The following is a 23,016-nucleotide window of genomic DNA, read 5'->3' as shown; positions in this document are numbered from 1 at the left end:
CAGGGGTGAAGGCGGATGGGCACCAGTATGCCCCCGGCATCCGACATGGCCGGCGCCGGGGGCTCTGGATGACGATGGATGACTACTCGGCCTGACGAAGGCGGAGCTTGTCCTCGTTGATCTCGTGCAGCGCGATGGTCAGCGGCTTGTCTTCGACGGTCGAGTCGACGAGCGGCCCGACGTTGTCGAAGAGGTTGCCCTCGTGCAGATCCGAGTAGTAGTCGTTGATCTGACGCGCCCGCTTGGATGCATAGATGACGAGCTGGTACTTCGAGTCGACCTTCTCGAGGAGACTGTCGATGGGGGGCTCGATGATGCCCTGGTTCGTTCCGGCCATGGGAAACCTCCTGATTGAGCGCGGATGCCGCACCGACGGGTGCGGAAGTCGGGGCGCGCGGGCGCGCGAACCCCCAGTCTACCCGGTGACGCCGAGAACCCGCCTCACCGCGCGAGCGCGGCGACCTCGGCGGCCGCCCGGGTGACCTCGTCGTTGACGACGCGGTAGTCGAACTCGGCCTGCGCGGCCAGCTCGCCCTTCGCGGTGCGCAGGCGCCGGGCGCGCTCCTCCGCATCCTCCGTCCCGCGTCCGACGAGCCGGTTCACCAGCTCGTCCCAGCTCGGCGGCAGCAGGAAGATCAGCGTCGCGGCCGGGTCCGCGTCGCGCACCTGGCGGGCGCCCTGCAGGTCGATCTCCAGCAGCACCGTGCGGCCCTGGGCGAGCGCTCGCTCGATGGGCATGCGCGGCGTGCCGTAGCGGTACTTGTTGTGCACCGTCGCGTGCTCGAGCAGCTCGCCGCCGGCGACCATCCGGTCGAACGCGGCGTCGTCGACGAAGTAGTAGTGCTCGCCGTCGACCTCGCCCGGGCGTGCCGGGCGTGTCGTGGCCGACACCGAGAGCAGGATCTCGGGGTGATTCTCCTTCACCGCGGCGGCCACCGTGCCCTTGCCCACCGCGGTCGGACCGGCCAGGACCAGCAGCCGGCTGCGACCGATGCGCGGAACCGGCTGAGGGAACCGGCCGTCGAGCCACTCCCCCAGTGCCCGGCGCTGACGGATGCCCAGCCCGCCGAGGCGCTTGACCGGCGAGATCTCCAGCTGTGCGAGGATCCGATCGCGCTTGCCCTCTCCGATCGCGGGCAGCGCCGTGAGGAAGTCGGTGATCCGCAGTGTTCCCGCCGCCGACGCCGGATCCTCGATCGCGCGCGCGACGACGCCCTGCGGGGCGATCACCCGCATCGTCAGGTCGCGTTTCAGACTCGCCCGCGCACGGCGGGCCGCGATCGCCTTCTGCGACGCGGCCACCCGGTCGACCTCGGGGGGATGCTTGGCGTCAGCCACGGATCAGGCCTCCAACTCGCTCACATGGTTATCGATGGCTTCCGCCAATCCCGCAGGACCGGCGGAGAGGATGCTGCGGCTCGCGCTGGCGAGCACGTTCGGCGCGAGAGCGCCGAAGAGGCGGGAGAGGTCGCCCAGCCGTGCGCCCTGGGCGCCGAAGCCGGGTGCCAGCACGGGCACGTCCTGCAGGAGCTCGTCGGTCAGACCGAACCGCGCACGCTCGACGGTGGCGCCGACGACGACGCCGAACGCGTGCCAGCCGGTTGCCGCGGCGTCCCACTCCCGCACCTGCGCCGCGATGTCGGCGGCAAGCGGCGCGCCCGAGGGCGCCGTCGCCTGCTGGACGGCAGCACCCTCGGGATTGCTGGTGGCGGAGAGCACGAACAGGCCCTTGCCGTGTCGCGCCGCGAGCTGTGCGGTGGGTGCCAGCGTCTCGACGCCCAGATACGGGCTGACCGTCAGCGCATCGGCCTCGAGCGGCGACCCGGGCGTGAACCAGGCCTCGGCATAGGCCTGCATGGTCGAGCCGATGTCACCGCGCTTCGCGTCGACGAGCACCAGCAGCCCCGCCTCGCGGGCCGCGTGCAGCACGTCCTCGAGGGCCGCGAACCCGGCGGCGCCGTGCCGCTCGAAGAAGGCCACCTGGGGCTTGACCACCGCGACGCGGCCGGCCGCGGCCTCGACCACGCGCAACCCGAACTCCCGCGCACCGGCACCCGTGGCATCCAGCCCCCACGCCTCCAGCAGCTCGGTGTGCGGGTCGATGCCGACGCACAGTCGCCCGTGACGGGCGACCGCCGCCTGCAGCCGTTCGCCGAAGCCCGTCATGCGAGCGCCTCGGCACGGTCTGCGGCATATTCCTGCAGGCTGCGCACCTCGAAGCCGTCGCCGGTGGCGTCCAGCGCGCTGACGGCGGCGCCGAGCGTCGCGATCGTCGTGAACAGCGCCTTGTCGGCGGCGACCGCCGTGGCACGGATCTCGTAGCCGTCGGCGCGCGCCGACATGCCGCTGGGCGTGTTGACGATGATGTCGATCTCGCCGGCGTCGATGAGGTCCACGACGTTCCGCTCGCCGTCGGCCTGCGTCTCGCTGTATTTGCGCACGACCGTCACGTCGATGCCGTTGCGGGTGAGGATCTCGGCGGTGCCCTCGGTCGCGAGCAGCCGGTAGCCCAGCTGGCGCAGTCGGTGCGCCGGCAGGATCACGGCGCGCTTGTCGTCATCGGCGACCGAGATGAAGACGGTCCCCGAGCGCGGGATCCCGCCGTAGGCGGCCGCCTGGCTCTTCGCGAACGCGGTCGGGAAGTCGCGGTCGAAGCCCATGACCTCGCCGGTCGAGCGCATCTCGGGGCCGAGCACCGAGTCGACGGTCTTGCCGTCGGCGGTCCGGAACCGCTTGAACGGCAACACGGCCTCCTTCACGGCGACCGGTGCGTTCATCGGCACCGTCGAGCCGTCGCCGGCGGCCGGGAGCAGGCCCTCCGTACGCAGCTCGGCGATCGTGGAACCGGCCATGATACGCGCCGCGGCCTTCGCCAGCGGGGTGCCCAGGGCCTTCGACACGAACGGCACCGTGCGGCTCGCGCGGGGGTTGGCCTCGATGACGTAGAGCACGCCGGCACTCACCGCGAACTGGACGTTCAGCAGACCCCGCACGCCGACGCCCGCGGCGATGCCGCGCGTGGCCTCGCGCACGCGGTTGATCTCGTCACGGCCGAGGCTCATCGGCGGCAGCGCGCAGCTGGAGTCTCCGGAGTGGATGCCGGCCTCTTCGAGGTGCTCCATGATGCCGCCGATGAACAGATCGGTGCCGTCGAAGAGCGCGTCGACGTCGATCTCGACGGCGTCGTCCAGGAAGCGGTCGACAAGCAGCGGCTTTCCCTCGCCGATGATCGCCGCCTCGCCGATGCGCACGAAGTAGTCGCGCAGGCTGGGGGTGTCGTAGACGATCTCCATGCCGCGGCCGCCGAGCACGAAGCTGGGGCGCACCAGCACCGGGTAGCCGATCTCCTCGGCCACGGCGACCGCGCCGTCGACGTCGATTGCCGTGCCGTGGCGCGGTGCCACGAGACCGGCGTCGTCGAGGATGCCGCTGAACAGGCCGCGCTCCTCGGCGAGGTCGATCGCGGCGGGCTTCGTGCCGAGGATGGTGTATCCGGCGTCCTCGATGCCCTTCGCGAGTCCCAGCGGGGTCTGTCCGCCGAGCTGGCAGATGACGCCCAGGATCTCACCGGACTGCTCTTCGGCGTGCAGCACCTCGAGGACGTCCTCGAGGGTCAACGGCTCGAAGTAGAGCCGGTCGCTGGTGTCGTAGTCGGTCGAGACCGTCTCGGGGTTGCAGTTGACCATGATGGTCTCGAAGCCCGCGTCGGCCAGCGCGAACGAGGCGTGCACGCACGAGTAGTCGAATTCGACGCCCTGCCCGATGCGGTTCGGGCCCGACCCGATGATGACGACCTTCGTGCGGTCCGACGGCGTGACCTCGGTCTCGGCGTCGTAGCTGGAGTAGTGGTACGGCGTGAGGGCCGGGAACTCCCCCGCACAGGTGTCCACCGTCTTGTACACCGGGCGCACGTCGAGTCCGTGGCGGATGCCGCGTACCTCGGCCTCGGAAAGACCCCGCAGCTGCGCGATCTGGGCGTCGCTGAAGCCGTGGTCCTTCGCGAGGCGCAGGGTGTCGGCATCCAACTCGTCCGCCGCCTTCACCGCGTCGGCGACCTCGTTGATCAGCACGATCTGGTCAAGGAACCACGGGTCCATCGCGGTCGCGTCGAACAGCTGCTCAACGGTGGCGCCGAGGCGCAGCGCCTGCTGGATGACGATGATGCGGCCGTCGGTCGGGGTCTTCGACAGCTCGATGAGCTCGTCGACCGTGCGCTGCTCGTCGCCCCAGTGGAAGCTCGATCCGCGCTTCTCCAGCGACCGGAGCGCCTTCTGCAGCGCGGTCGTGTAGTTGCGGCCGATCGCCATCGCCTCGCCCACCGACTTCATGGTGGTGGTCAGCGTGGTGTCGGCGGCCGGGAACTTCTCGAAGTTGAAGCGCGGCACCTTGACCACGATGTAGTCGAGGGTCGGCTCGAAGCTGGCCGGCGTCACCCTCGTGATGTCGTTCGGGATCTCGTCGAGGCGGTAGCCGATGGCCAGCTTCGCGGCGATCTTCGCGATCGGGAAGCCGGTGGCCTTCGACGCCAGGGCCGATGAGCGCGAGACGCGCGGGTTCATCTCGATGACGATGATGCGCCCGGTGGCGGGGTCGACGGCGAACTGGATGTTGCAGCCGCCGGTGTCCACGCCCACGCGGCGGATGATCTCGATGCCGATGTCGCGCAGCTTCTGGTATTCGCGGTCGGTGAGGGTCAGCGCCGGGGCGACGGTGATGGAGTCACCGGTGTGCACGCCGACCGGGTCGACGTTCTCGATCGAGCAGACGACGACCGTGTTGTCGGCCGCGTCGCGCATGAGCTCGAGCTCGTACTCCTTCCACCCGAGGATCGACTCCTCGAGCAGTACCTCGTGCGTCGGCGAGTCGTGCAGTCCTGCGCCGCCGATGCGGCGCAGATCCGTCTCGTCGTACGCGAAGCCCGAACCGAGCCCGCCCATCGTGAAGCTGGGGCGCACGACCAGCGGGTAGCCCAGCTTCTCGGCGCCGGCGAGCAGCTCGTCCATGGTGTGGCAGATGACGCTGGCGGCGACATCCGCCCCCGCCTCCAGCACGAGCTCCTTGAAGATCTGGCGGTTCTCGCCCTTCTCGATCGCGTCGGGCTTGGCGCCGATCAGCTCGACGTCGTACTTCGCGAGGATGCCCCGCTCGTACAGCGCCATGGCGGCGTTCAGCGCCGTCTGCCCGCCCAGCGTCGGCAGGATCGCGTCGGGCTTCTCCTTGGCGATGATCGTCTCGATCACCTCGGGGGTGATCGGCTCGATGTAGGTCGCGTCGGCGAAGTCGGGGTCGGTCATGATCGTCGCCGGGTTGGAGTTGACGAGGATGACGCGCACCCCCTCGGCGCGCAGCACGCGGCACGCCTGGGTGCCGGAGTAGTCGAACTCGCAGGCCTGGCCGATGACGATCGGGCCGGAGCCGATGACGAGGACGGAGGTGATGTCGTCGCGCTTGGGCATCAGTTGCCTGCCTTCTGGGAGTCGATGTGCGCGATGACCATGTCGCGGAAGCGGTCGAAGAGATAGTTGGCGTCGTGCGGTCCGCCGGCGGCCTCGGGGTGGTACTGCACCGAGAACGCCGGGATGTCGAGGGCGCGCAGGCCCTCCACGACGTTGTCGTTGAGGTCGACGTGGCTGACCACGACCCGTCCGTAGCCGGCCGGGCTCTCGACCTCTCCCTCCAGGGGCGCGTCGACCGCGAAGCCGTGGTTGTGCGCGGTGATCTCCACGCGCCCGGTCTGCTTGTCGAGCACGGGCTGGTTGATGCCGCGGTGGCCGAACGGCAGCTTGTAGGTGCCGAAGCCGAGCGCGCGGCCCAGCAGCTGGTTGCCGAAGCAGATGCCGAAGAACGGCGTGCGGTCATCGAGCACACGGCGCAGCAGCGTCACCTGCTCATCGGCCGTGGCGGGGTCGCCGGGGCCGTTCGAGTAGAACACCGCGTCGACGCCCTGCTCGCGGATCTGCTCGTAGCTGGCGTCGTGCGGCAGCACGTGCACGTCGAACCCGCGGTCCGCCAGGTTCTCGATGCTCGCCTGCTTGATGCCGAGGTCGATGAGCGCCACGCTCCCGATGCGCTCGCCGCGTGCGGGCACGACGGTCGCGGCATCCACCGACACCTGCGACGAGAGGTTCTGTCCGGCCATCTGCGGGGCCTCGCGGACGATGCGCAGCTGCTCCTCCGGGTCGAGACCGGCGGCCTCACCCGAGAACACACCGCCGCGCATGCTGCCGGCGGAGCGGATGTGGCGGGTCACGGCGCGCGTGTCGATGCCGCTGATGCCGATGATGCCGTCCTCTTCGAGAGCCGCGTCCAGCGAGGTGTTCGCGCGCCAGTTCGACACGACGCGCGAGGGATCGCGCACGATGTAGCCGGCCACCCAGATGCGGCGCGACTCGGGGTCTTCGTCGTTCATACCCGTGTTGCCGATGTGCGGTGCGGTCTGCAGCACGATCTGGCCGGCGTACGACGGGTCGGTGAGGGTCTCCTGGTAGCCGGTCATGCCGGTGGAGAAGACGACTTCGCCGAGGGTGGTGCCGCGGGCGCCGTAGGCGCGGCCGCGGTGGCGGGTGCCGTCTTCGAGTACGAGGACGGCGGGGTCGGTGGTGAGGGTCATGCGGCGGATCCTGTCCGGGAGTCGTGGATGAGCGGGCGGATGCTGTCGGCCAGTGCGGCGGACGAGGCATCTCGTGCCCGGAGATAGGTGTCGACGGTCGTGCCCGGGTCGGTGCGCCAGCTGACGCAGACGAGCCCGTCCTTCTCGACGACGCGGTCGATGGCGACCGTCGCGAGGGCGACGGCCGTGATGCGCTCGGCGGGGATCACCAGACGCTGCTGCCCGGGGATGTCCAGGGCGAGACCGGCGTGGGCGACCGTGATGTCGGCGCGGGAGCGATAACCGAGCCCGGGGGCGGCGATCCGTTCGAGCGGCTCGTCGTGCCGGGTGGTCGCGACGTAGAGCCCGTCGTAGGCGGCGATCACCGACGTGCCCGCGGGCAGGTCGTGGACCGCGGTCAGCGGCTCGGCGTCGCGCCTGGTTCGTCGGTACCAGCCCCACGCCATGAGCCCCAGCAGCACGACCGCGATCGCGACCATGATCAGCAGAGCACCCTCGCGGGTCATGCCGGCACCTCCTCGTTCAGCGCGCCGTCGGCGACGGTGATCCGTCCGGCGTGCACGGTCCAGCGCACCGAGCCGGGCAGCTCGCGACCCAGGTACGGCGAGTTCACGCTGCGACCGCGCAGATCGTCGCGCGCGAAGACACCGCCCGCGGCGGCGTCGTAGAACGTCAGCTCGGCGGGCTCTCCCACGGCGATCGGGCGACCGTGGCCGGCGAGCCGGCCGATCTGCGCCGGGGTGTGCGACATGACGCGTGCGACGTCGGCCCAGCCCAGCATCCCGGTCTGAACCATCGCCGTGTGCACGACGCGCAGCGCCGACTCCAGGCCGACCATGCCGTTGGCCGCCGCCTGCCACTCGCACGACTTCGCCTCGGCGGGATGCGGGGCGTGGTCGGTGGCGACGATGTCGATCGTGCCGTCGGCGAGGCCTTCGCGGACCGCCTGCACGTCTTCATCGCGCCGCAGCGGCGGGTTGACCTTGAAGCGTGCGTCATAGCCGCGCACGAGGTCTTCGGTGAGCAGCAGGTGGTGTGGGGTGACCTCGGCGGTCACGGCGACACCGCGCTTCTTGGCCCACCGGATGAGGTCGACGGACCCCGCGGTCGACAGGTGGCACACGTGCAGGCGTGAGCCGACGTGCTCGGCCAGGAGCACGTCGCGGGCGATGATCGACTCCTCGGCCATGGCCGGCCAGCCGGCGAGGCCCAGCTCGGCCGAGACCGTGCCCTCGTTCATCTGGGCGCCCTCGGTCAGGCGCGGGTCCTGCGCGTGCTGCGCGATGACCCCGTCGAACGCCTTCACGTACTCGAGCGCGCGGCGCATGATGAGCGGGTCCCACACGCAGAAGCCGTCGTCGCTGAAGACGCGCACGCCTGCCCGGGACGCGGCCATGGCGCCGATCTCGGCGAGGCGCTCGCCCTTCTGCCCGACGGTGACCGCGCCGATCGGCTGCACCGTGACCAGGCCCGCGGCCTCGCCCAGCGCCAGCTCCTGCTCGACGACGCCGGCGGTGTCGGCGACCGGCGAGGTGTTGGGCATGGCGAACACCGCGGTGTAGCCGCCGGTGGCAGCGGCGCGCGACCCGGTCAGGACCGTCTCGGACGCCTCGTACCCCGGCTCGCGCAGGTGGGTGTGCAGATCGACCAGCCCCGGCAGGGCGATGAGCCCCTGGGCGTCGACCACGCGGGCGCCCGCACGGCTGAGACCGCTGCCGACCTCGGCGATGCGGCCGTCTTCGACGAGGATGTCGGCAGGCGCGCCGCCCTCGATCGATGCTCCACGGAACAGGAGGCTCTCGGTCATCGTGCGTCCTCCTTCTTCGCGGTGTTCTCATCGTCAACGGGCGTGGGCCGCTCCCCCGCCAGCAGCAGGTAGAGCGCCGCCATGCGCACAGACACCCCGTTGGTCACCTGATCGAGCACGGTCGACCGGGGCGAGTCCGCGGCCTCTGCGCAGATCTCCAAGCCCCGGTTCATCGGACCGGGATGCATGACCATCGTACTCTGCGGAAGTGCGGCGAAGCGCTCAGGATCCAGACCCCAGCACCGCGAATACTCCCGTTCGGTGGGGAAATACGACGCGTTCATGCGCTCGAGCTGGATGCGCAGCATCATCAGGGCGTCGGGCGCGTCGGCGATGGCCTCGTCGAGGTCGTAGCCGACGCGGGCAGGCCACGCCGTGACATCCTGCGGGATCAACGTCGGCGGAGCCACCAGCGTGATCTCCGCTCCGAGCGTGTGCAGCAGCCACACGTTCGACCGTGCGACGCGCGAGTGCAGGATGTCGCCGACGATCGTCACGCGGAAACCCTCGAGGTCGCGACCGCGGCTGTCGGCGCCGTAGCGGCGCTTGCGCATCGTGAAGGCGTCGAGCAGCGCCTGGGTGGGGTGCTCGTGCGTGCCGTCGCCCGCGTTGACGACGCCGGCGCTGATCCAGCCGCTCGTGGCCAACGTGCGCGGCGCACCGGAGGCGCCGTGCCGGATGACCACGGCGTCGGCCGCCATGGCCTGCAGGGTCTGCGCGGTGTCCTGCAGCGATTCGCCCTTGGAGACCGACGAGCCCTTCGCCGAGAAGTTGATGACGTCGGCCGAGAGCCGCTTGGCGGCGGCCTCGAACGAGATGCGGGTGCGCGTGGAGTCTTCGAAGAAGAGGTTCACGACGGTCTTGCCGCGCAGCGTCGGCAGCTTCTTGACCTCGCGACGCTGGGTGTCGGCCATGTCTTCGGCGACGTCGAGGATCTGCAGCGCGTCGTCGCGGGAGAGCGTCTTGGTGTCGAGCAGGTGCCTCATGACTCGATCGTCACCTCGTCGGTGCCGTCGATGTCGGCAAGGTGCACGTTGACGCGCTCGTCGCGGGCGCTGGGCAGGTTCTTGCCGACGAAGTCGGGGCGGATCGGCAGCTCGCGGTGGCCGCGGTCGACGAGGATCGCCAGGCGCACGGCGGCGGGCCGGCCGATGTCCTGCAGGGCATCGAGGGCGGCACGGATGCTGCGGCCCGAGAACAGCACGTCGTCGACGAGCACGACCGTCTTGCCGTCGATCCCGCCGGGCGGGATCTGCGTGGGCTGCGGTGTGCGGGTGGGATGCCGGTGCAGATCGTCGCGGTACATCGTGACGTCGAGTGACCCGACGGGAACCTCGGCGCCGCCGACCTTGGTCACGAGTGCGGCCAGGCGCTGTGCCAGCGGAACACCGCGGGTCGGTATCCCGAGGATCACGAGCCCGTCCGGCCCCTTGTTCGACTCGAGGATCTCGTGCGCGATCCTTCGCAGTGCGCGTTGTATGTCAGCGTCGTGCAGCACGGTGCGCGTGCTCATCGTCGCTCCCTTCTCCGCCTCACGGGACGGTGTTAAAGGTTGCTTGCTCAGCCAAGTCTATCGGGTGGTCTTCACGCGCCCTGGACGGCGACATCATGTTCTCGGGCCGCCGCGGCCAGCTTCTCGTCGAAGGTCGCCAGTGTGGCACCGAGTTCGAGCGCCGTGGCGAGCACATACACATCCGGGAGCCTCAGTCGTGTCGTCGCCCGCAACCGTGCGGCACGCAGCGGCTCATCGATCAGCGGAGAGTGTCGCTCGATGCCCAATCTCGCGATGTCTTCGAGCGCTTCCTGTCCTCGGCCACGCTGTACCGGCCAGACGAGCGTCTCGGCCAACGTCACGGGGTGGAGCAACAGCTCGTTCTCGGTGTCGAGAATGGCCAGCGCCCCATCGGCGTGGATGTCTCCGGCCGTCCAATACGAAATGAGCACACTGGCATCAAGAACGATCACTCGGGCCAGTCCTTGCGCAGCTCCTCCAGATACCCGGGCGGATAACCGTATTTGCCCCTGGTCTCGTCGAGCACCTTTCGGCGCTGGGCACGCCGCTCGGCACGACGTGCCGCCAGAGTCTCAGTACCGGCCTCGGCCAGCCGCGCGACGAGCTCGGACCGGGATGCCCCCGGCCACTCCTTCGCGGCGAGTTCGAGCCCCGCAGCCAACTCAGGCGTCTGCGTCACCTGGATGCGTGGAAGTGTGGTCGCCATGACGCCAGAGTACCACCGCGGCCGTAAGTGGTACAGGCTGGTCGATCAGCCCGCGGGGCGCAGCGCCTCTTCGGTCATCGGGCACTGCTCGGCGCGGATCGGGTGCCCCTGGGTCGTCAGGCACCGGCCGGTGGCCAGGTCCCACTTCCAGTCGTGCATGCTGCAGGTGAGCACGCCGTCCTCGATCTTGCCGGTCTTCGACAGATCGGCGCGCAGGTGCGGGCAGCGACGCTGCACCATCCAGTCGTCGAGTTGCACATCCTCGCTGGTGTCGGCCTGCTCCGAGTACCAGTTCTCCACGTACTCGATGCGGTCGGCCGACAGGCACTTGAAGAACGTGTAGATGAACTCGTTGAACTTGCCCTTGCGCCCCGCGCTGAACTGCAGCGACAGGAAGATCGAGTTCGACCAGTCGATCTCGTGGTCACGGATGTTCGTCGAGACGAGGTCGGCGGGGATCGTGTACCAGAACTCGCAGTCCTCGCCCGTGTACTCGCGGACCTTGGCCTTCGGGAAGTCGACGACGAGGTCGAGCTCGCCGATGGTCATGCGCACCGGTCCCCCGACGCCCAGGCGGATCGTGCGCGACTTGCGCAGCATCGGCTCCCACCAGGCCTTCAGCTCCGCGAGCATCTCGGCCGGCGGCAGCACCGCGGCGCGCGAGGCCTCTTCATCGCGCAGCTCCTGCTGGCGCGACGCGCGCTGTTCCTCAAGGTAGTTCCATTTGTCGCCGAAGATCCGGTCGATCTCGTCGTCGGTGTACAGCGTCTGCGAGATCTCGATCTCGCCGTGGTTCAGGTCCACCTGCGTGCCCGGCACGAACAGGTATCCCTTCTGCTCGGGCCGCTCGGCGGCCATGTGCTCGAGGAACTGCGCCTGATCGGTGAAGATCGCGTCGTCCTCCTTGCCCCAGCCGTTGAAACGGAAGAGGTCGTCGCGCAGGAACATCGGCGGGCCCGCCATCGGGAAGACGTGCTCGGCGTCGACCTTCTCGATGTAGTACATCGCGCGCTTGTTCTGCGCGTCGCGCTTCAGGCGCGCGAAGTTCTGCTTGGCGTCCTGCGGCAGGTCGTAGACCATGGGCCACCAGATCGCACCCGAGGTCTGGGTGAAGTAGGCGTCGGGCTTCGAGAAGCTCAGCAGCTTCTCCAGATCCAGCGGGTGCGAGTCGTTCTGGTTCAGGATGCTGGCGGTGCCGTCGTCGACGGAGAGCGACGAGTCGCCGATCGGACCGTCGGAAGGGGCCCGCAGAGGTGTGACCATGAGCTTCAGGTCGCCGAACTGCATCGGGACGCCTGCCCGCGTGTAGATGATGTTCGTGTAGCCGAGCGTGCGGATGTCGTCTTCGAGGTCATCGGTCGCGTACTCGGGCAGGAGCACCCGGATGTCTTTGCGGATGTACCGTTCCATGAGCCGCGGGTCGAAGTGGTCGCGGTGCCGGTGCGAGATGTACAGGAAGTCGGCCTTGCCGAAGCGCTCCCAGTCCAGGCCGCGGTTGTCGGGGAACGGGAACCAGGCCCCGTAGAAGCTCGGACCGATGACCGGGTCGCAGATGATGCTGCCGCCGGCGGTCTCGATGAACATCCCGGCGTGGCCGAGCCCGGTGATCCGCATGGAACTCCTCCTGATCGATGGCCTCCCGATTCTACGCGGCGCCTCCTGTGGCCCGCCCCGGCAACGCCGGGAGAATCAGTCCTCGAACAGACCGCGGATGTCGTCGGCCGACAGCGCCTTCGCGAACAGGTCGTCGTCGTCCATCACCGAGCGGAACAGACGGGCCTTGCGCTGCTGCAGGTCGAGCACCTTCTCCTCGATGGTGCCGGTCGCGATCATGCGGTAGACGAACACGCTGCGCGTCTGCCCGATCCGGTGCGTCCGGTCGACGGCCTGCGCCTCGGCGGCGGGGTTCCACCACGGATCGAGCAGGAACACGTAGTCGGCCTCGGTCAGCGTCAGTCCGAACCCGCCCGCCTTCAGGCTGATGAGGAACACCGGCGCCTCGCCGGTGCGGAAGGCGGCGATCACGTCCTCGCGGCGACGCGTCGAGCCGTCGAGGTACTCGGTCGCGATGCCCGCGGCATCCAGCCTCTCCGCCGCCAGCTGCAGGAACGACGTGAACTGGCTGAAGACGAGGCAGCGATGGCCCTCGGCCGCCAGCTCCGCGATCTGCTCGACGAGGTCGTCGAGCTTCGCGGAGGGGATGCGGGCATGCGCGGGATCCACGAGCACCGGGGCCAATGCGAGCATGCGCAGGAGCGTCAGCGAGCGGAACACGATGAACCGGTTGCGGTCCAAGTCGTCGAGCAGCCCCAGCACCTTCTGCCGCTCCCGCTGCAGCACGGTGTCGTACAGCGCGCGGTGGGCCGGCGCCAGCTCGACCCACAACTGCTGCTCCTGTTTTGCGGGCAGATCGGCGGCCACGAGCTCTTTGGTGCGCCGCAGCATGAGCGGGCGGATCCGGTGACGCAGCCGCTTCAGTCGCGCGGCACGGTACGGCCCGCCCTCCTGATTCTCGGGCACTCTGCCCTTCTCGATGGGCCCGACGTACTCCTCGCGGAATCGTCGCGCCGACGCGAACAGCCCCGGCGCCGTGAGCGAGAGCAGCGCCCACAGCTCGGTCAGCGTGTTCTCCATCGGCGTGCCGGTGAGGGCGAACACCGCGTCGGCGCGCAGCCGCTTCACGGCCTTGTGCAGCTTGGTGGCGGGGTTCTTCACGAACTGTGCCTCGTCGAGCACGACGAGCGCCCAGTCGCGGGCCGCGAACTCGTCCTCATCGAGGCGCAGCAGCGTGTACGAGGTGATGATCACGTCGATGTCGTCGGGCAGCGCACCCCGGCGGGACCGCGTGGCGTCGACGATCGCGACGGTCAGATCGGGGACGAAGCGGGATGCCTCATCCCGCCAGGTCGCGAGCACAGAGGTGGGGGCGACCACGAGGACCGGGCGCCGCTCACCCGCCTCACGCGTGTGCGCGATGAGAGCGAGCGTCTGCAGCGTCTTGCCCAGCCCCATGTCATCGGCGAGGATGCCGCCCAGCCGATGCCGCCACAGGAACGCGAGCCAGTCGAAACCGGCCTTCTGGTACGGCCGCAGCTCGGCGTGAAGGGCGTGAGGCAGCGCCGTCGGCTCCACCTGGTCGACATCGCGCAGCCCCTCCGCCAGAGCCCGCCACGACACCGCGGGCTCGGACACGTCGGCGAGGTCTTCGAAGTCCGCCCAGAGCGCGGTCTGGTAGCGGTTGATGCGCGGGGCGGTCTCCCATTCGTTGAGCTCCGCAGACTCCTCGATGAGCTCGCGCAGGCGATCGAGCGCCGGATGCTTGAGCGAGAAGTACCCGCCGTCGGCGAGCAGCAGCTTGCCCCGACGCTGCGCGAGCGCGGTGAACAGTGGCTGGAACGGGATGTGGCGACCGTCGATCGTCACCATGACGCCGAGGTCGAACCAGTCGGGGTCGGTGCTCTCCACGGTCGACACGGTGATCTCGGGATCGCCCGACAGCTCGCGATAGGTGCGCTGCTTGCCCTTCGTCACCAGGCGCAGATGCTCGATCTCATGCAGCACCGGCAGCACGGTGGCGATGAACTCCGCCGCCTCGATGTCGAGCAGGGTGCCGGATGCCGCGGCCTCGGGCCATGCGGCCGTCAGCGCCGCGCGCAGCGACGCCTCGCCCTCCGAATCGCGGTCGGGAGCGGCATCCCACCCGTAGGCGTACCGCACCTCGCCGGGGTAGATCCACTCCAGTGCGAACTCGATCGTGTCGCGCGGCCGGAAGCGCACGAGAAGCTCGAGGCGGATGGGCTCGGGCTCGGGCAGTGCCACGCCGTCGGCGGTGATCGGGCTGTGGCGGACGAGCTTCGGATAGCCCTCGCGCAGGAACTGCTCCCTCTCGGCCGCCGGCACCAGCACGCCCTCGGGCGCCTGCAGAAGCGCACGGACGGGATCGCTCAGCGCTGCCGGCACCAGCGTGATGTCGACCTGTGACCGATGCGACACGAACGCATAGACGCCGGTGTCGCCGATGGCCTTGAGGCCGTCCGGTTCGACGACGACGTCGTCGACGGTCAGCTCCGCCGTGAGTCGCAGCGCCCCCGCCGCCGGCGCGACGCGCACCGTCACCGCCCCGTCGTCGGCGAGCCGCACACTCTGTGACTTCACGGTGGGGACGAACTCCACCCCGTGCGCGGCACCTGCGGCCAGGTGCGGCCAGAGCAGGCCGGAGGTCACTTCGTCGAGGGTGATCCAGTCGCCGGTGTCGGCGTACCCGCCGAACGACCATGGTGCCCGTGCGATGCTGTGCAGCTCGCGCATCCAGGCGACCTGGCGTTCGTCGTAACCGACACCGGTGCGGCGCAGGGCATCCCACGAGATCTGGCCTCTGATCCAGCGCCCGGTCGATGCGCTGCGCTCGAGCGGGCGCAGGCTGAGCGACAGCTCGCTCGGCTCGGTCGCCAGGCTCCGCGCGGTCGCCGTCACCCAGCGCGCCGGCGCCCAACGGCTGTGTCCGCTTCCCGCACGCTGACGCAGCTCGACGCCCAGCGCGAGCTGACGCGTGCCGTGCAACCGGGGTGCGGGGGTGAGGATGCTGCGCCAGGTCGCCTCTGGTTCCGGCTCGTGCGGGCGCCACGCCGGCGCTGACGGAGGTGCGGGCGCGACGAGCCGCGGAGCCGCTTCCGGCACGGTCGCGCCCATCTGCTGTGCGTTCCACGCGAGCATCGTGGCAACGACGTGCTTGCATCCCGCGCCCATCGGGCACGAGCAGCTCGTGGACCTGATCGGATCGCCCGGATGCCCGAAGTCGAGATGGATGCGCGTGCGGTACGCCGCCGAGCGGCTCCCGTCGACGATGCCGGCCAGGACCGCGGCATCCTCATCCCACGACACCTGTCGCACGGCACCCGAGCGGAAGTACTCCACGCCGCGCGTGAAGCCATAGCCCTCGGCCCGACGACGGATGTCTTCGGGGTCGAGGTGCCGCATGCCGTCCATCCTCGCAGAGGCGTCGGACACCGCCGCTCAGATCAGGATGAGCGGCCGATGCGCGCGAGCACGCCGTGGATGAACGAGCCCGACTCGTCGGTGGAGAACTCCTTCGCGAGCTCCACCGCCTCGTCGATCGCCACCGCGGTGGGCACCTCTTCGTTGAAGAGGATCTCCCATGCGCCGATGCGCAGAAGAGCACGGTCGACCGCCGGCATGCGCTCGAGCGACCAGTCCTTGGCGAACGTCGTGATCTGCTCGTCGATCTCGCCCTGGTTGTCGATCACGCCGTCGACGATCTCCCGTGCGTACAGCCACGATGCCTCCCGAGCGGGCTCTGTGGCTGCGCGCTTGGCCTCGGCGGCCAGGATCGTCGCGATCTGCTCGCCGCGGACGTCCGACTGGAAGAGGATGTCCATCGCGCGGCGACGCGCCTTGCTGCGTGCGCTCATCGTGTGCGGGGCGCCCGGATCAGTTCACGCGGCCGAGGTAGTCACCCGTGCGGGTGTCGACCTTGACCTTGGTGCCGGTCTCGAGGAACAGCGGCACCTGGATCTCGTAACCGGTCTCGACGGTGGCGGGCTTCGTACCGGCCGACGAGCGGTCGCCTTGAAGTCCGGGCTCGGTGTAGGTGATCTCGAGGATGACCGACGCCGGCATCTCGACGTACAGCGGGTTGCCGTTGTGCAGCGCGATCGTGACGGCCTGGTTCTCGAGCATGAAGTTCTTCGCGTCGCCCACGACCGTGTCAGACACGGTGAGCTGGTCGTAGTCGGCGGTGTCCATGAACACGAAGCTGTCACCGTCGTTGTAGAGGTAGGTGAAGTCGCGGCGGTCGACGTTCTCGATCTCGACCTTCGAGCCGGCGTTGAAGGTCTTGTCGTTGGTCTTGCCGGTGACGACGTTCTTGAGCTTGGTGCGCACGAAGGCACCGCCCTTGCCGGGCTTGACGTGCTGGAACTCCACGACGCTCCAGAGCTGGCCGTCGAGGTTGAGGACGACGCCGTTGCGGATGTCTGCGGTGGATGCCATGTGCGATGTTCCGTTTCGTGAGTTCGTGACGGGTCGTGTCGAGACCCGACGTTCGATTCTACGGGATGTCGCGGCCGGCGCCGCGGTCGGCCGCGACGAGCGGCAGGAAGACCTCGTCGACGATGGCCACGATCGCCTCATCGGTGAGCGGCGCAGCGGTCATCAGCAGGTCGTGCCGGAAGAGGTCGGAGGCCACGGTGCGCACACGCGGAGTGAGCCGACTCGGGTCGACCTCGCCACGGGCGACGGCGCGATCCAGGATCTTGTCGACGCTTCTGCCGGATCGTTCGCCGAAAGCCCGCTGCCGCACATCGGCGAACGTGCGGCCCGAGTCGGCGTAGTACGCGCCCATGAACACGCTCATGAGCGGAGCGATCGCGCTGCGCGCGACGTTCGAGGCGCGCATCATCGCCAGCATGTCGCCGCGCAGGCTGCCCGTGTCTGGCGTCTCGATCCGCCCCAGGTTCAGCCCGTACGAGAGCGTGGCGTCCAGGAGCGCCTCCCGATCGGACCAGCGCCGGTAGAGCACCGAACGGCTCGTCTGCGCGCGCTCGGCGACCGCGTCGATCGTGAAGCCCGGGTAGCCGCCGTCGAGCAGCTGCTCCCACGCGGCCTGCAGCAGCGCCTGCTCGAGCTCTTCGCCCCGACGTCGGCGGGCGGGCGCGGCGTCCCCTTCAAGATCCATTTGTGTATCTTATCGGGTCGGCGTACACTCCCGAAACAGAGATACAGTCGTGTATCTTACGAAGGAGTTCCGATGTCCGTCTCATCGTCCGCCCCGGCGATCCCCCGCTCCGCCGTGGTGACGGCGCTCGCCCTCGTCGTCGGCGGTCTCGCCGTCATCTTCGACAGCACGATCGTGAGCATCGCGCTGAAGACGCTCGCCGTCGACCTCGACGTGTCGGTCGCCACCATCCAATGGGTCAGCACCGCCTATCTGCTCGCGCTCGGCGTCACCATCCCCGTGGTCGGCTGGGCTCAGGCGCGCATCGGCGGAAAGCGCCTGTGGATGATCGCGCTGACGATCTTCCTCGCGGCATCCATCGCCTGCTCGCTCGCGTGGAGCGCGCCGAGCCTCATCGCATTCCGGATCGTGCAGGGCGTCGGCGGCGGTCTCATGATGCCGCTCATGGCGACGCTGGCGATCCAGCAGGTGCCCAAGGGCGCGTCATTCGGTCGGCTGATGGCGCTCGTGAGCCTGCCCGCGGCGCTCGGCCCGATCCTCGGTCCCACGATCGGCGGTGTGATCCTGAACTGGCTCGACTGGCATTGGCTCTTCTGGGTGAACGTACCCTTCTGCCTCGTCGGGCTGCTCCTGGCATGGAAGCTCGTGCCGAAGGACGAGCCCGCGGGCCGGGTCCGGCTGGACCTCGTCGGGCTGCTGCTGGCCTCCCCCGGCGTCGTGGGGATTCTGTACGGGATGTCGCGGGTCGGCGAGCCGGGCGGGTTCGCCCGCCTGGACGTGTGGCTTCCGGCGCTGGTGGGCATCATCCTGCTCGCACTGTTCGCCTGGCGGTCGTCGCGAAGGCCGGCGACGGCGCTGATCGATGTGGGGCTGCTGCGGCTGCGGCCGGTGGCGTCCTCGTCGGCCGTGCTGTTCCTCTCCGGTGCCGCCCTGTATGGATCGATGCTGTTGCTGCCGCTGTTCTTCCAGCTGCTGCACGGCGTGGATGTCCTCACCGCCGGACTGCTGATGATCCCGCAGGGCGTCGGAGCGCTGCTGAGTCGGACGCTCGCGGGCAAGCTCACCGACACAATCGGCGCGCGGGCGGTCGCGATCGCCGGATTCGTCATCATGGGACTCGCCACGGTCCCCTTCGCCGTGGCGGATGCGACGACGAACCTCTGGTGGCTGATGGCGGTGCTGCTGGTGCGCGGGCTCGGCACCGGCGCCGTGATGATACCGGTGATGGCGGTCGCCTACGTCGGACTCGAGCACGAGCAGGTGCCCCACGCGAGCCTCATCACGCGACTCGCTCAGCAGCTGGGTGGAGCTTTCGGCACCGCGCTGCTGGCCGTGATCCTGCAGTGGGCGGTGGGGTCGACCACATCGCTGGGTGCGCTCGCCGACGGCTTCGATGTCGCGTTCTGGTGGGCGGTGGGCTTCACGGTCGTCGCGATCGTCGTGTGCTTCGCGCTGCCCGCACGGCCTGCTCAGCCCTCGGCGCGTCCCGAGATGACGTCGACGAGCAAATCCACGGCTGTCGCGTAGCCCGCGACGCCCTCGCCGATGACGTGCACGGCGGCGACATCGGCGACATAGGAGAAATGCCGGAACTCCTCGCGCTGCGCGACGTCGGAGATGTGCACCTCGGCGACCGGCAGCGCGACGCCCGAGAGCGCGTCGCGCAGCACGACCGAGGTGTGCGTGAGGCCACCGGGGTTGATCACGATGCCCGAGCAGTCGGTGCGCGCGTCGTGGATCGCGTCGATGATGACGCCCTCGTGGTTGCTCTGTACGGCGCGCACCTCGAACCCGTGCCGGGATGCGGCACCCGTCGCGATCCGCACCACGTCGTCGAGGGTTTCGGTGCCGTAGATCTCCGGCTCGCGCACGCCCAGCAGGTTCAGGTTGGGACCGTTGACGAGGAGAAGTCGGCGCGGTGCTGTCACGGCACCACCCTACCGCCGGGCAGCGATGCGTCCGGTGGTCGCGCCCGGGGCCGCCGACGCTGGGCTTCCGCCCGCCGGGCCCGCGCGACGCTGCTGGTGAGCTGTTCGCGCACTGCATCTCCCCCGGTCGTGCGCCGCAGCCTGTCGCGTTCCTCGCGCAGGTGGTGCCACGCTCCGCCCGGCGGCACGGGATCCGCGGCGCGGAGAAGCATCTTCATCGTGGGGTTCTCGGGCCGTGCATGCACGTCGAGGTGCGCGGGCCGGCGCCTGCCCGCGCGATCGTGGAAGACGTCGTCGGGCATCGGTTCGACCGGGTTCCCCTCGACGTCGACGACCGTCAGTCGCAAACCGGCCGTTGCGAGGATGCCCATGAACATCTGCACGCTCAGATCTGCACCACCCTCGATCGCCGACACGCGTGGCTGCTTCGCGCCGATGCGCTCCGCGAGTTCACGCTGGCTGAGGTCGGCCAGGCGACGCGCGCGGCGGACGAAGCCCGATGTGTCGAGCCCGCCCTCAAGGAGGGCAAGCACCCCGTCGCCCGCGTTGGTCGGGTCACCCACCATGCCACTCGATGTCATGCCAAGACTCTTTCAGCCACCACCGACATTGTTGGCGTGGACTCGGCTCAAGACCATGGACAAGGGCGCGAAGACTCGAGCTGGCGCGCCCGGCCGTACGGAGCGGAACCGAAAAGCGCGGTGACGATGTCTTCGTGAACCGCTCACCACTTGATAACTCTCAGTGATCAACCGGTGAGGCACGGGCTGCTCTCGAGTGGCTCACCCGTTGATAATCCTGGGTTATCAGCTGGTGAGAGACGCGAGAAGGGATGTGCGGCGCCGATTTTCAGCGCCGCACACTGGTCCGGCCGGGCCTGCGAGTGCCCGGCGGCGTGGCGGCTACTCCCCGACTTCCTGGTACGCCGCGTAGAGCAGGGACTCGTCCGGCGCCTGCATCACGGTCGGACGTGCGATGTCGTCCAGCACGATGAAACGCAGCATGTCGCCGCGGGCCTTCTTGTCGCGGCGCATCGTCGACAGCAGGGTCTTCCATGCGTTTGACCGATAGGTCGTCGGCAGACCGAGCGACGTCAAGATGGAGCGGTGGCGGTCGACCACATCATCCGACAGACGCCCCGCCAGGCGCGACAGCTCGGCGGCGTACATCATGCCCACGCTGATCGCCGCGCCGTGCCGCCACTGATACCGCTCGGAATACTCGATCGCGTGGCCGAGGGTGTGGCCGTAATTGAGAACCTCGCGAAGACCCGACTCGCGCAGATCCTTGCCCACGACCTCCGCCTTCATCCGGATCGCCAGCTCGACGCAGCGTGCGAAGGCCTCCGACTGCGGGTCCAGCGCCGCCGCCTTGTCCGCCTCCACGAGGTCGAGGATCTCCGGATACCAGATGAACCCCGCCTTGATCACCTCGGCGAACCCGGCGATGCGCTCATTGTCGGACAGCGAATCCAGCAGCTCGAAGTCGCAGATGACCGCGCGCGGCGGCCAGAACGCGCCCACGAGGTTCTTGCCCTCGTTGGTGTTGATTCCGGTCTTGCCGCCGATGCCGGCATCCACCATCGCCAGCACCGAGGTCGGCAGCTGCACGACATCGACGCCGCGCAGCCAGGTGGCGGCGACGAAACCCGCGAGGTCGGTGACCGCTCCCCCGCCGAACCCGATGACCGCGTCGGTCCGGGTGAAATCGGCCTGCCCCATGATCTGCCAGCAGAACGCCGCGACCTCGACGCGCTTGCCGGCTTCCGCATCGGGGATCTCGGCCAGCAGCACCTGACGCTCGCTCGTCGAGAGCGCGTCACGGAGTTGGCCGGCCGCGGTCGCGAGCGCCGGCTGGTGCACCACGAGGATCTTCCGGGCGGCCGGCGGGAGCGCCGCCGCGATCGAGTCGAGCAGGATGCCCCGCCCGATCGTCACGTCGTACGGCCGATCTCCCGACACCGTGATCGTCGTCGTCTGGCTCATTTCGATCCTTCCCTGGCGTCGCGCGCCCATTGCTCCTGCACCCAGGCCACCACCCGTTCCACGATGTCACGGATATGTCCGGTGGACGTGTCGACCGTCATGTCGGCGAGCTCGGCGTAGATGCCCTCACGTTCGGCCATCACGCGTCGCCACGACTCCATGGCGTCCTTCCCCTGCAGAAGGGGCCGGCTCGTCCCCTGGATGCGGCCGGCCACCGTGCGCGGGTCCACCGTCAGGAGGACGACCGGGTGCCCCGCGAGATCCGCACGGGTGTCCGGATGCAGCACGGCCCCGCCGCCCAGTGCCACGATGCCTTCGGAGGTCAGCGCCGCTTCCACGGCCTCGCGCTCGAGCTCGCGGAAGCGCGGTTCGCCGTGAGCCGCGAAGATCTCGGAGATCCGGCCGTGGTCGCGCGCCACCGAGATGTCGGTGTCGGTGAACGGAACATGCAGCGCTCTCGCCGTCTTGCGCCCGATCGACGTCTTTCCCGCGCCCATCGGCCCGATCAGGACGACCGCGCGACCGCTCATCGGTCGAGGAGCGTCGGGTCGCTGAGCGCCGTCGTGTGAAGGGTCGCGGGAATCTCCGCCAGATACGCGTCACGGTTGCGGCGCACCTCGGTGACGCTGTCGCCCCCGAACTTCTCGAGCACCGAACCCGCCAGCACGATCGCGACCATCGCCTCGGCCACGACACCTGCGGCCGGTACCGCGCACACGTCGGAACGCTGGTGGTGGGCGCCGGCCGCTTCGCCGCTGGCGACATCCACGGTGCGCAGCGAGTGCGGAACCGTCGCGATCGGCTTCATGCCCGCACGCACGCGCAGCACGGTGCCGGTCGACATGCCGCCCTCGGTGCCGCCGGCCCTGTCGCTCGCCCGCGCGATGCCGCCGTCGGTCGCGAAGAGCTCATCATGCGCGGCGGAGCCGCGGCGCCGCGTGGTCTCGAAGCCGTCGCCGATCTCGACGCCCTTGATGGCCTGGATGCTCATCAGGGCCTGCGCGAGCCGGCCGTCCAGCTTGCGGTCCCATTGCACGTGCGAGCCCAGCCCGGGCGGCAGGCCGTAGGCGAGCACCTCGACGATGCCGCCGAGCGTGTCGCCGTCCTTGCGCGCCGCATCGACCTCGGCCACCATCCGCTCGCTCGTCGCCGCATCGAAGCAGCGCAGCGGATCGGCGTCCAGCGCGTCGACGTCGTCAGGCCTCGGCAGCGGCGAGCCGTCGGGTACCTGCACCGGCCCGATCGACAGCGTGTGGCTGACCAGGCCGATGCCCAGCTCGGCGAGGAACGCCCGGGCGATCGCTCCGAGTGCCACGCGCGCAGCCGTTTCGCGCGCGCTCGCGCGCTCGAGGATCGGCCGGGCCTCGTCGAACCCGTACTTCTGCATGCCGACGAGATCGGCGTGACCGGGGCGCGGCCGCGTCAGCGGGGCGCCCCGTCCGCGCGAGCGGTCGGTGAGCTCCACAGGCTCGGCGCTCATCACCTCGGTCCACTTCGGCCACTCGGTGTTGCCGATGCGCACCGCGATGGGGCTGCCCAGGCTCAAGCCGTATCGGACGCCGGCCGAGATCGTCAGCTCGTCTTCCTCGAACTTCATGCGCGAGCCGCGGCCGTAGCCGAGCTTGCGACGCGCGAGATCCGCTTGGATCGCGGCGCGGGAGACGGGGACGCCGGCGGGCAGTCCCTCCATGAGGGCGACGAGTTCGGGGCCGTGGGATTCGCCGGCCGTGAGCACGCGGAGCATTCCTCCAGTCTCCCACGCCCGCCGCGGCG

General features: G+C 69.5%; 22 protein-coding genes. 1 reads left to right on the top strand and 21 read right to left on the bottom strand.

Going from position 1 to position 23,016, the window contains the following annotated elements:
* Window positions 1-82: 82 nt before the first annotated feature.
* The 16 genes from rpoZ to ABMQ42_RS13165 all read right to left on the bottom strand — a co-directional run bounded on the left by rpoZ (window position 83) and on the right by ABMQ42_RS13165 (window position 17,330).
* Window positions 83-337 carry a DNA-directed RNA polymerase subunit omega gene (gene rpoZ / locus ABMQ42_RS13240; protein WP_349723459.1) on the bottom strand — a complete coding sequence of 85 codons (255 nt, stop codon included), beginning with the start codon at window positions 335-337 and terminating at the stop codon, window positions 83-85.
* Between the two features lie 104 nt (window positions 338-441).
* Complete coding sequence (gene gmk / locus ABMQ42_RS13235; RefSeq protein ID WP_349723458.1) at window positions 442-1,338, bottom strand: guanylate kinase; 897 nt, start codon at window positions 1,336-1,338, stop codon at window positions 442-444.
* A gap of 3 nt (window positions 1,339-1,341) precedes the next feature.
* Entirely contained in the window at window positions 1,342-2,166 is an 825-nt protein-coding gene (gene pyrF, locus ABMQ42_RS13230) for an orotidine-5'-phosphate decarboxylase (RefSeq protein ID WP_349723457.1), read from the bottom strand.
* Window positions 2,163-5,456 (bottom strand): carbamoyl-phosphate synthase large subunit, encoded by a 3,294-nt coding sequence (carB, locus tag ABMQ42_RS13225; protein WP_349723456.1) that lies wholly within the window; start codon window positions 5,454-5,456, stop codon window positions 2,163-2,165. Before carB ends, pyrF begins: the two co-directional genes overlap by 4 nt.
* Window positions 5,456-6,610, bottom strand: coding sequence for a glutamine-hydrolyzing carbamoyl-phosphate synthase small subunit (carA, locus tag ABMQ42_RS13220; protein ID WP_349723455.1), 1,155 nt, complete (start codon window positions 6,608-6,610; stop codon window positions 5,456-5,458). The genes carB and carA overlap by 1 nt, the downstream gene beginning before the upstream one ends.
* The gene (locus ABMQ42_RS13215) at window positions 6,607-7,116 is read right to left on the bottom strand and encodes a PH-like domain-containing protein (protein ID WP_349723454.1); all 510 of its coding nucleotides are present in this window, start codon (window positions 7,114-7,116) and stop codon (window positions 6,607-6,609) included. Before ABMQ42_RS13215 ends, carA begins: the two co-directional genes overlap by 4 nt.
* Entirely contained in the window at window positions 7,113-8,417 is a 1,305-nt protein-coding gene (locus ABMQ42_RS13210; protein ID WP_349723453.1) for a dihydroorotase, read from the bottom strand. The genes ABMQ42_RS13215 and ABMQ42_RS13210 overlap by 4 nt, the downstream gene beginning before the upstream one ends.
* Complete coding sequence (locus tag ABMQ42_RS13205; RefSeq protein WP_349723452.1) at window positions 8,414-9,403, bottom strand: aspartate carbamoyltransferase catalytic subunit; 990 nt, start codon at window positions 9,401-9,403, stop codon at window positions 8,414-8,416. The genes ABMQ42_RS13210 and ABMQ42_RS13205 overlap by 4 nt, the downstream gene beginning before the upstream one ends.
* A complete protein-coding gene (gene pyrR, locus ABMQ42_RS13200) occupies window positions 9,400-9,930 on the bottom strand; it encodes a bifunctional pyr operon transcriptional regulator/uracil phosphoribosyltransferase PyrR (RefSeq protein ID WP_349723451.1) in 531 nt (176 codons plus the stop codon). Before pyrR ends, ABMQ42_RS13205 begins: the two co-directional genes overlap by 4 nt.
* 71 nt (window positions 9,931-10,001) lie before the next feature.
* A complete protein-coding gene (locus ABMQ42_RS13195) occupies window positions 10,002-10,382 on the bottom strand; it encodes a type II toxin-antitoxin system VapC family toxin (RefSeq protein WP_349723450.1) in 381 nt (126 codons plus the stop codon).
* Window positions 10,379-10,636 (bottom strand): hypothetical protein, encoded by a 258-nt coding sequence (locus ABMQ42_RS13190; RefSeq protein ID WP_349723449.1) that lies wholly within the window; start codon window positions 10,634-10,636, stop codon window positions 10,379-10,381. Before ABMQ42_RS13190 ends, ABMQ42_RS13195 begins: the two co-directional genes overlap by 4 nt.
* Window positions 10,637-10,681: 45 nt before the next feature.
* Window positions 10,682-12,250, bottom strand: coding sequence for a Rieske 2Fe-2S domain-containing protein (locus ABMQ42_RS13185; protein ID WP_349723448.1), 1,569 nt, complete (start codon window positions 12,248-12,250; stop codon window positions 10,682-10,684).
* A 75-nt stretch (window positions 12,251-12,325) separates the two neighbouring features.
* Window positions 12,326-15,613, bottom strand: coding sequence for a DEAD/DEAH box helicase (locus ABMQ42_RS13180; RefSeq protein WP_349723447.1), 3,288 nt, complete (start codon window positions 15,611-15,613; stop codon window positions 12,326-12,328).
* A 41-nt stretch (window positions 15,614-15,654) separates the two neighbouring features.
* On the bottom strand, window positions 15,655-16,065 hold the full coding sequence (nusB, locus tag ABMQ42_RS13175; RefSeq protein ID WP_349723446.1) for a transcription antitermination factor NusB: 411 nt from the start codon (window positions 16,063-16,065) through the stop codon (window positions 15,655-15,657).
* Window positions 16,066-16,084: 19 nt separating this feature from the next.
* Window positions 16,085-16,645, bottom strand: coding sequence for an elongation factor P (gene efp, locus ABMQ42_RS13170; RefSeq protein ID WP_349723445.1), 561 nt, complete (start codon window positions 16,643-16,645; stop codon window positions 16,085-16,087).
* A 58-nt stretch (window positions 16,646-16,703) separates the two neighbouring features.
* Window positions 16,704-17,330 carry a TetR/AcrR family transcriptional regulator gene (locus ABMQ42_RS13165; protein ID WP_349723444.1) on the bottom strand — a complete coding sequence of 209 codons (627 nt, stop codon included), beginning with the start codon at window positions 17,328-17,330 and terminating at the stop codon, window positions 16,704-16,706.
* Window positions 17,331-17,402: 72 nt separating this feature from the next.
* Between ABMQ42_RS13165 and ABMQ42_RS13160 the strand changes: the two genes are divergently transcribed.
* The gene (locus ABMQ42_RS13160) at window positions 17,403-18,857 is read left to right on the top strand and encodes an MDR family MFS transporter (protein WP_349723443.1); all 1,455 of its coding nucleotides are present in this window, start codon (window positions 17,403-17,405) and stop codon (window positions 18,855-18,857) included.
* Here ABMQ42_RS13160 and aroQ read toward each other — a convergent pair.
* From aroQ to aroC, 5 genes are all read right to left on the bottom strand, one after another.
* A complete protein-coding gene (gene aroQ / locus ABMQ42_RS13155; RefSeq protein WP_349723442.1) occupies window positions 18,800-19,258 on the bottom strand; it encodes a type II 3-dehydroquinate dehydratase in 459 nt (152 codons plus the stop codon). The two genes, ABMQ42_RS13160 and aroQ, sit on opposite strands and share 58 nt — an antisense overlap.
* Window positions 19,255-19,839 carry a helix-turn-helix domain-containing protein gene (locus ABMQ42_RS13150; protein WP_349723441.1) on the bottom strand — a complete coding sequence of 195 codons (585 nt, stop codon included), beginning with the start codon at window positions 19,837-19,839 and terminating at the stop codon, window positions 19,255-19,257. The genes aroQ and ABMQ42_RS13150 overlap by 4 nt, the downstream gene beginning before the upstream one ends.
* A 321-nt stretch (window positions 19,840-20,160) precedes the next feature.
* On the bottom strand, window positions 20,161-21,243 hold the full coding sequence (aroB, locus tag ABMQ42_RS13145; protein WP_349723440.1) for a 3-dehydroquinate synthase: 1,083 nt from the start codon (window positions 21,241-21,243) through the stop codon (window positions 20,161-20,163).
* Window positions 21,240-21,773, bottom strand: a complete 534-nt coding sequence (locus ABMQ42_RS13140) for a shikimate kinase (RefSeq protein ID WP_349723439.1) — start codon at window positions 21,771-21,773, stop codon at window positions 21,240-21,242. Before ABMQ42_RS13140 ends, aroB begins: the two co-directional genes overlap by 4 nt.
* Window positions 21,770-22,987: a chorismate synthase gene (aroC, locus tag ABMQ42_RS13135; RefSeq protein ID WP_349723438.1), complete on the bottom strand. Its 1,218-nt coding sequence runs from the start codon at window positions 22,985-22,987 to the stop codon at window positions 21,770-21,772. Before aroC ends, ABMQ42_RS13140 begins: the two co-directional genes overlap by 4 nt.
* Window positions 22,988-23,016 lie beyond the last annotated feature (29 nt).

It is taken from the genome of Microbacterium sp. KR10-403 (genome assembly GCF_040196215.1).
Classification (GTDB): domain Bacteria; phylum Actinomycetota; class Actinomycetes; order Actinomycetales; family Microbacteriaceae; genus Microbacterium.
The sequence above is the reverse complement of the archived record's forward strand: the minus strand, read 5'-3'. Positions and strand labels throughout refer to the sequence as shown.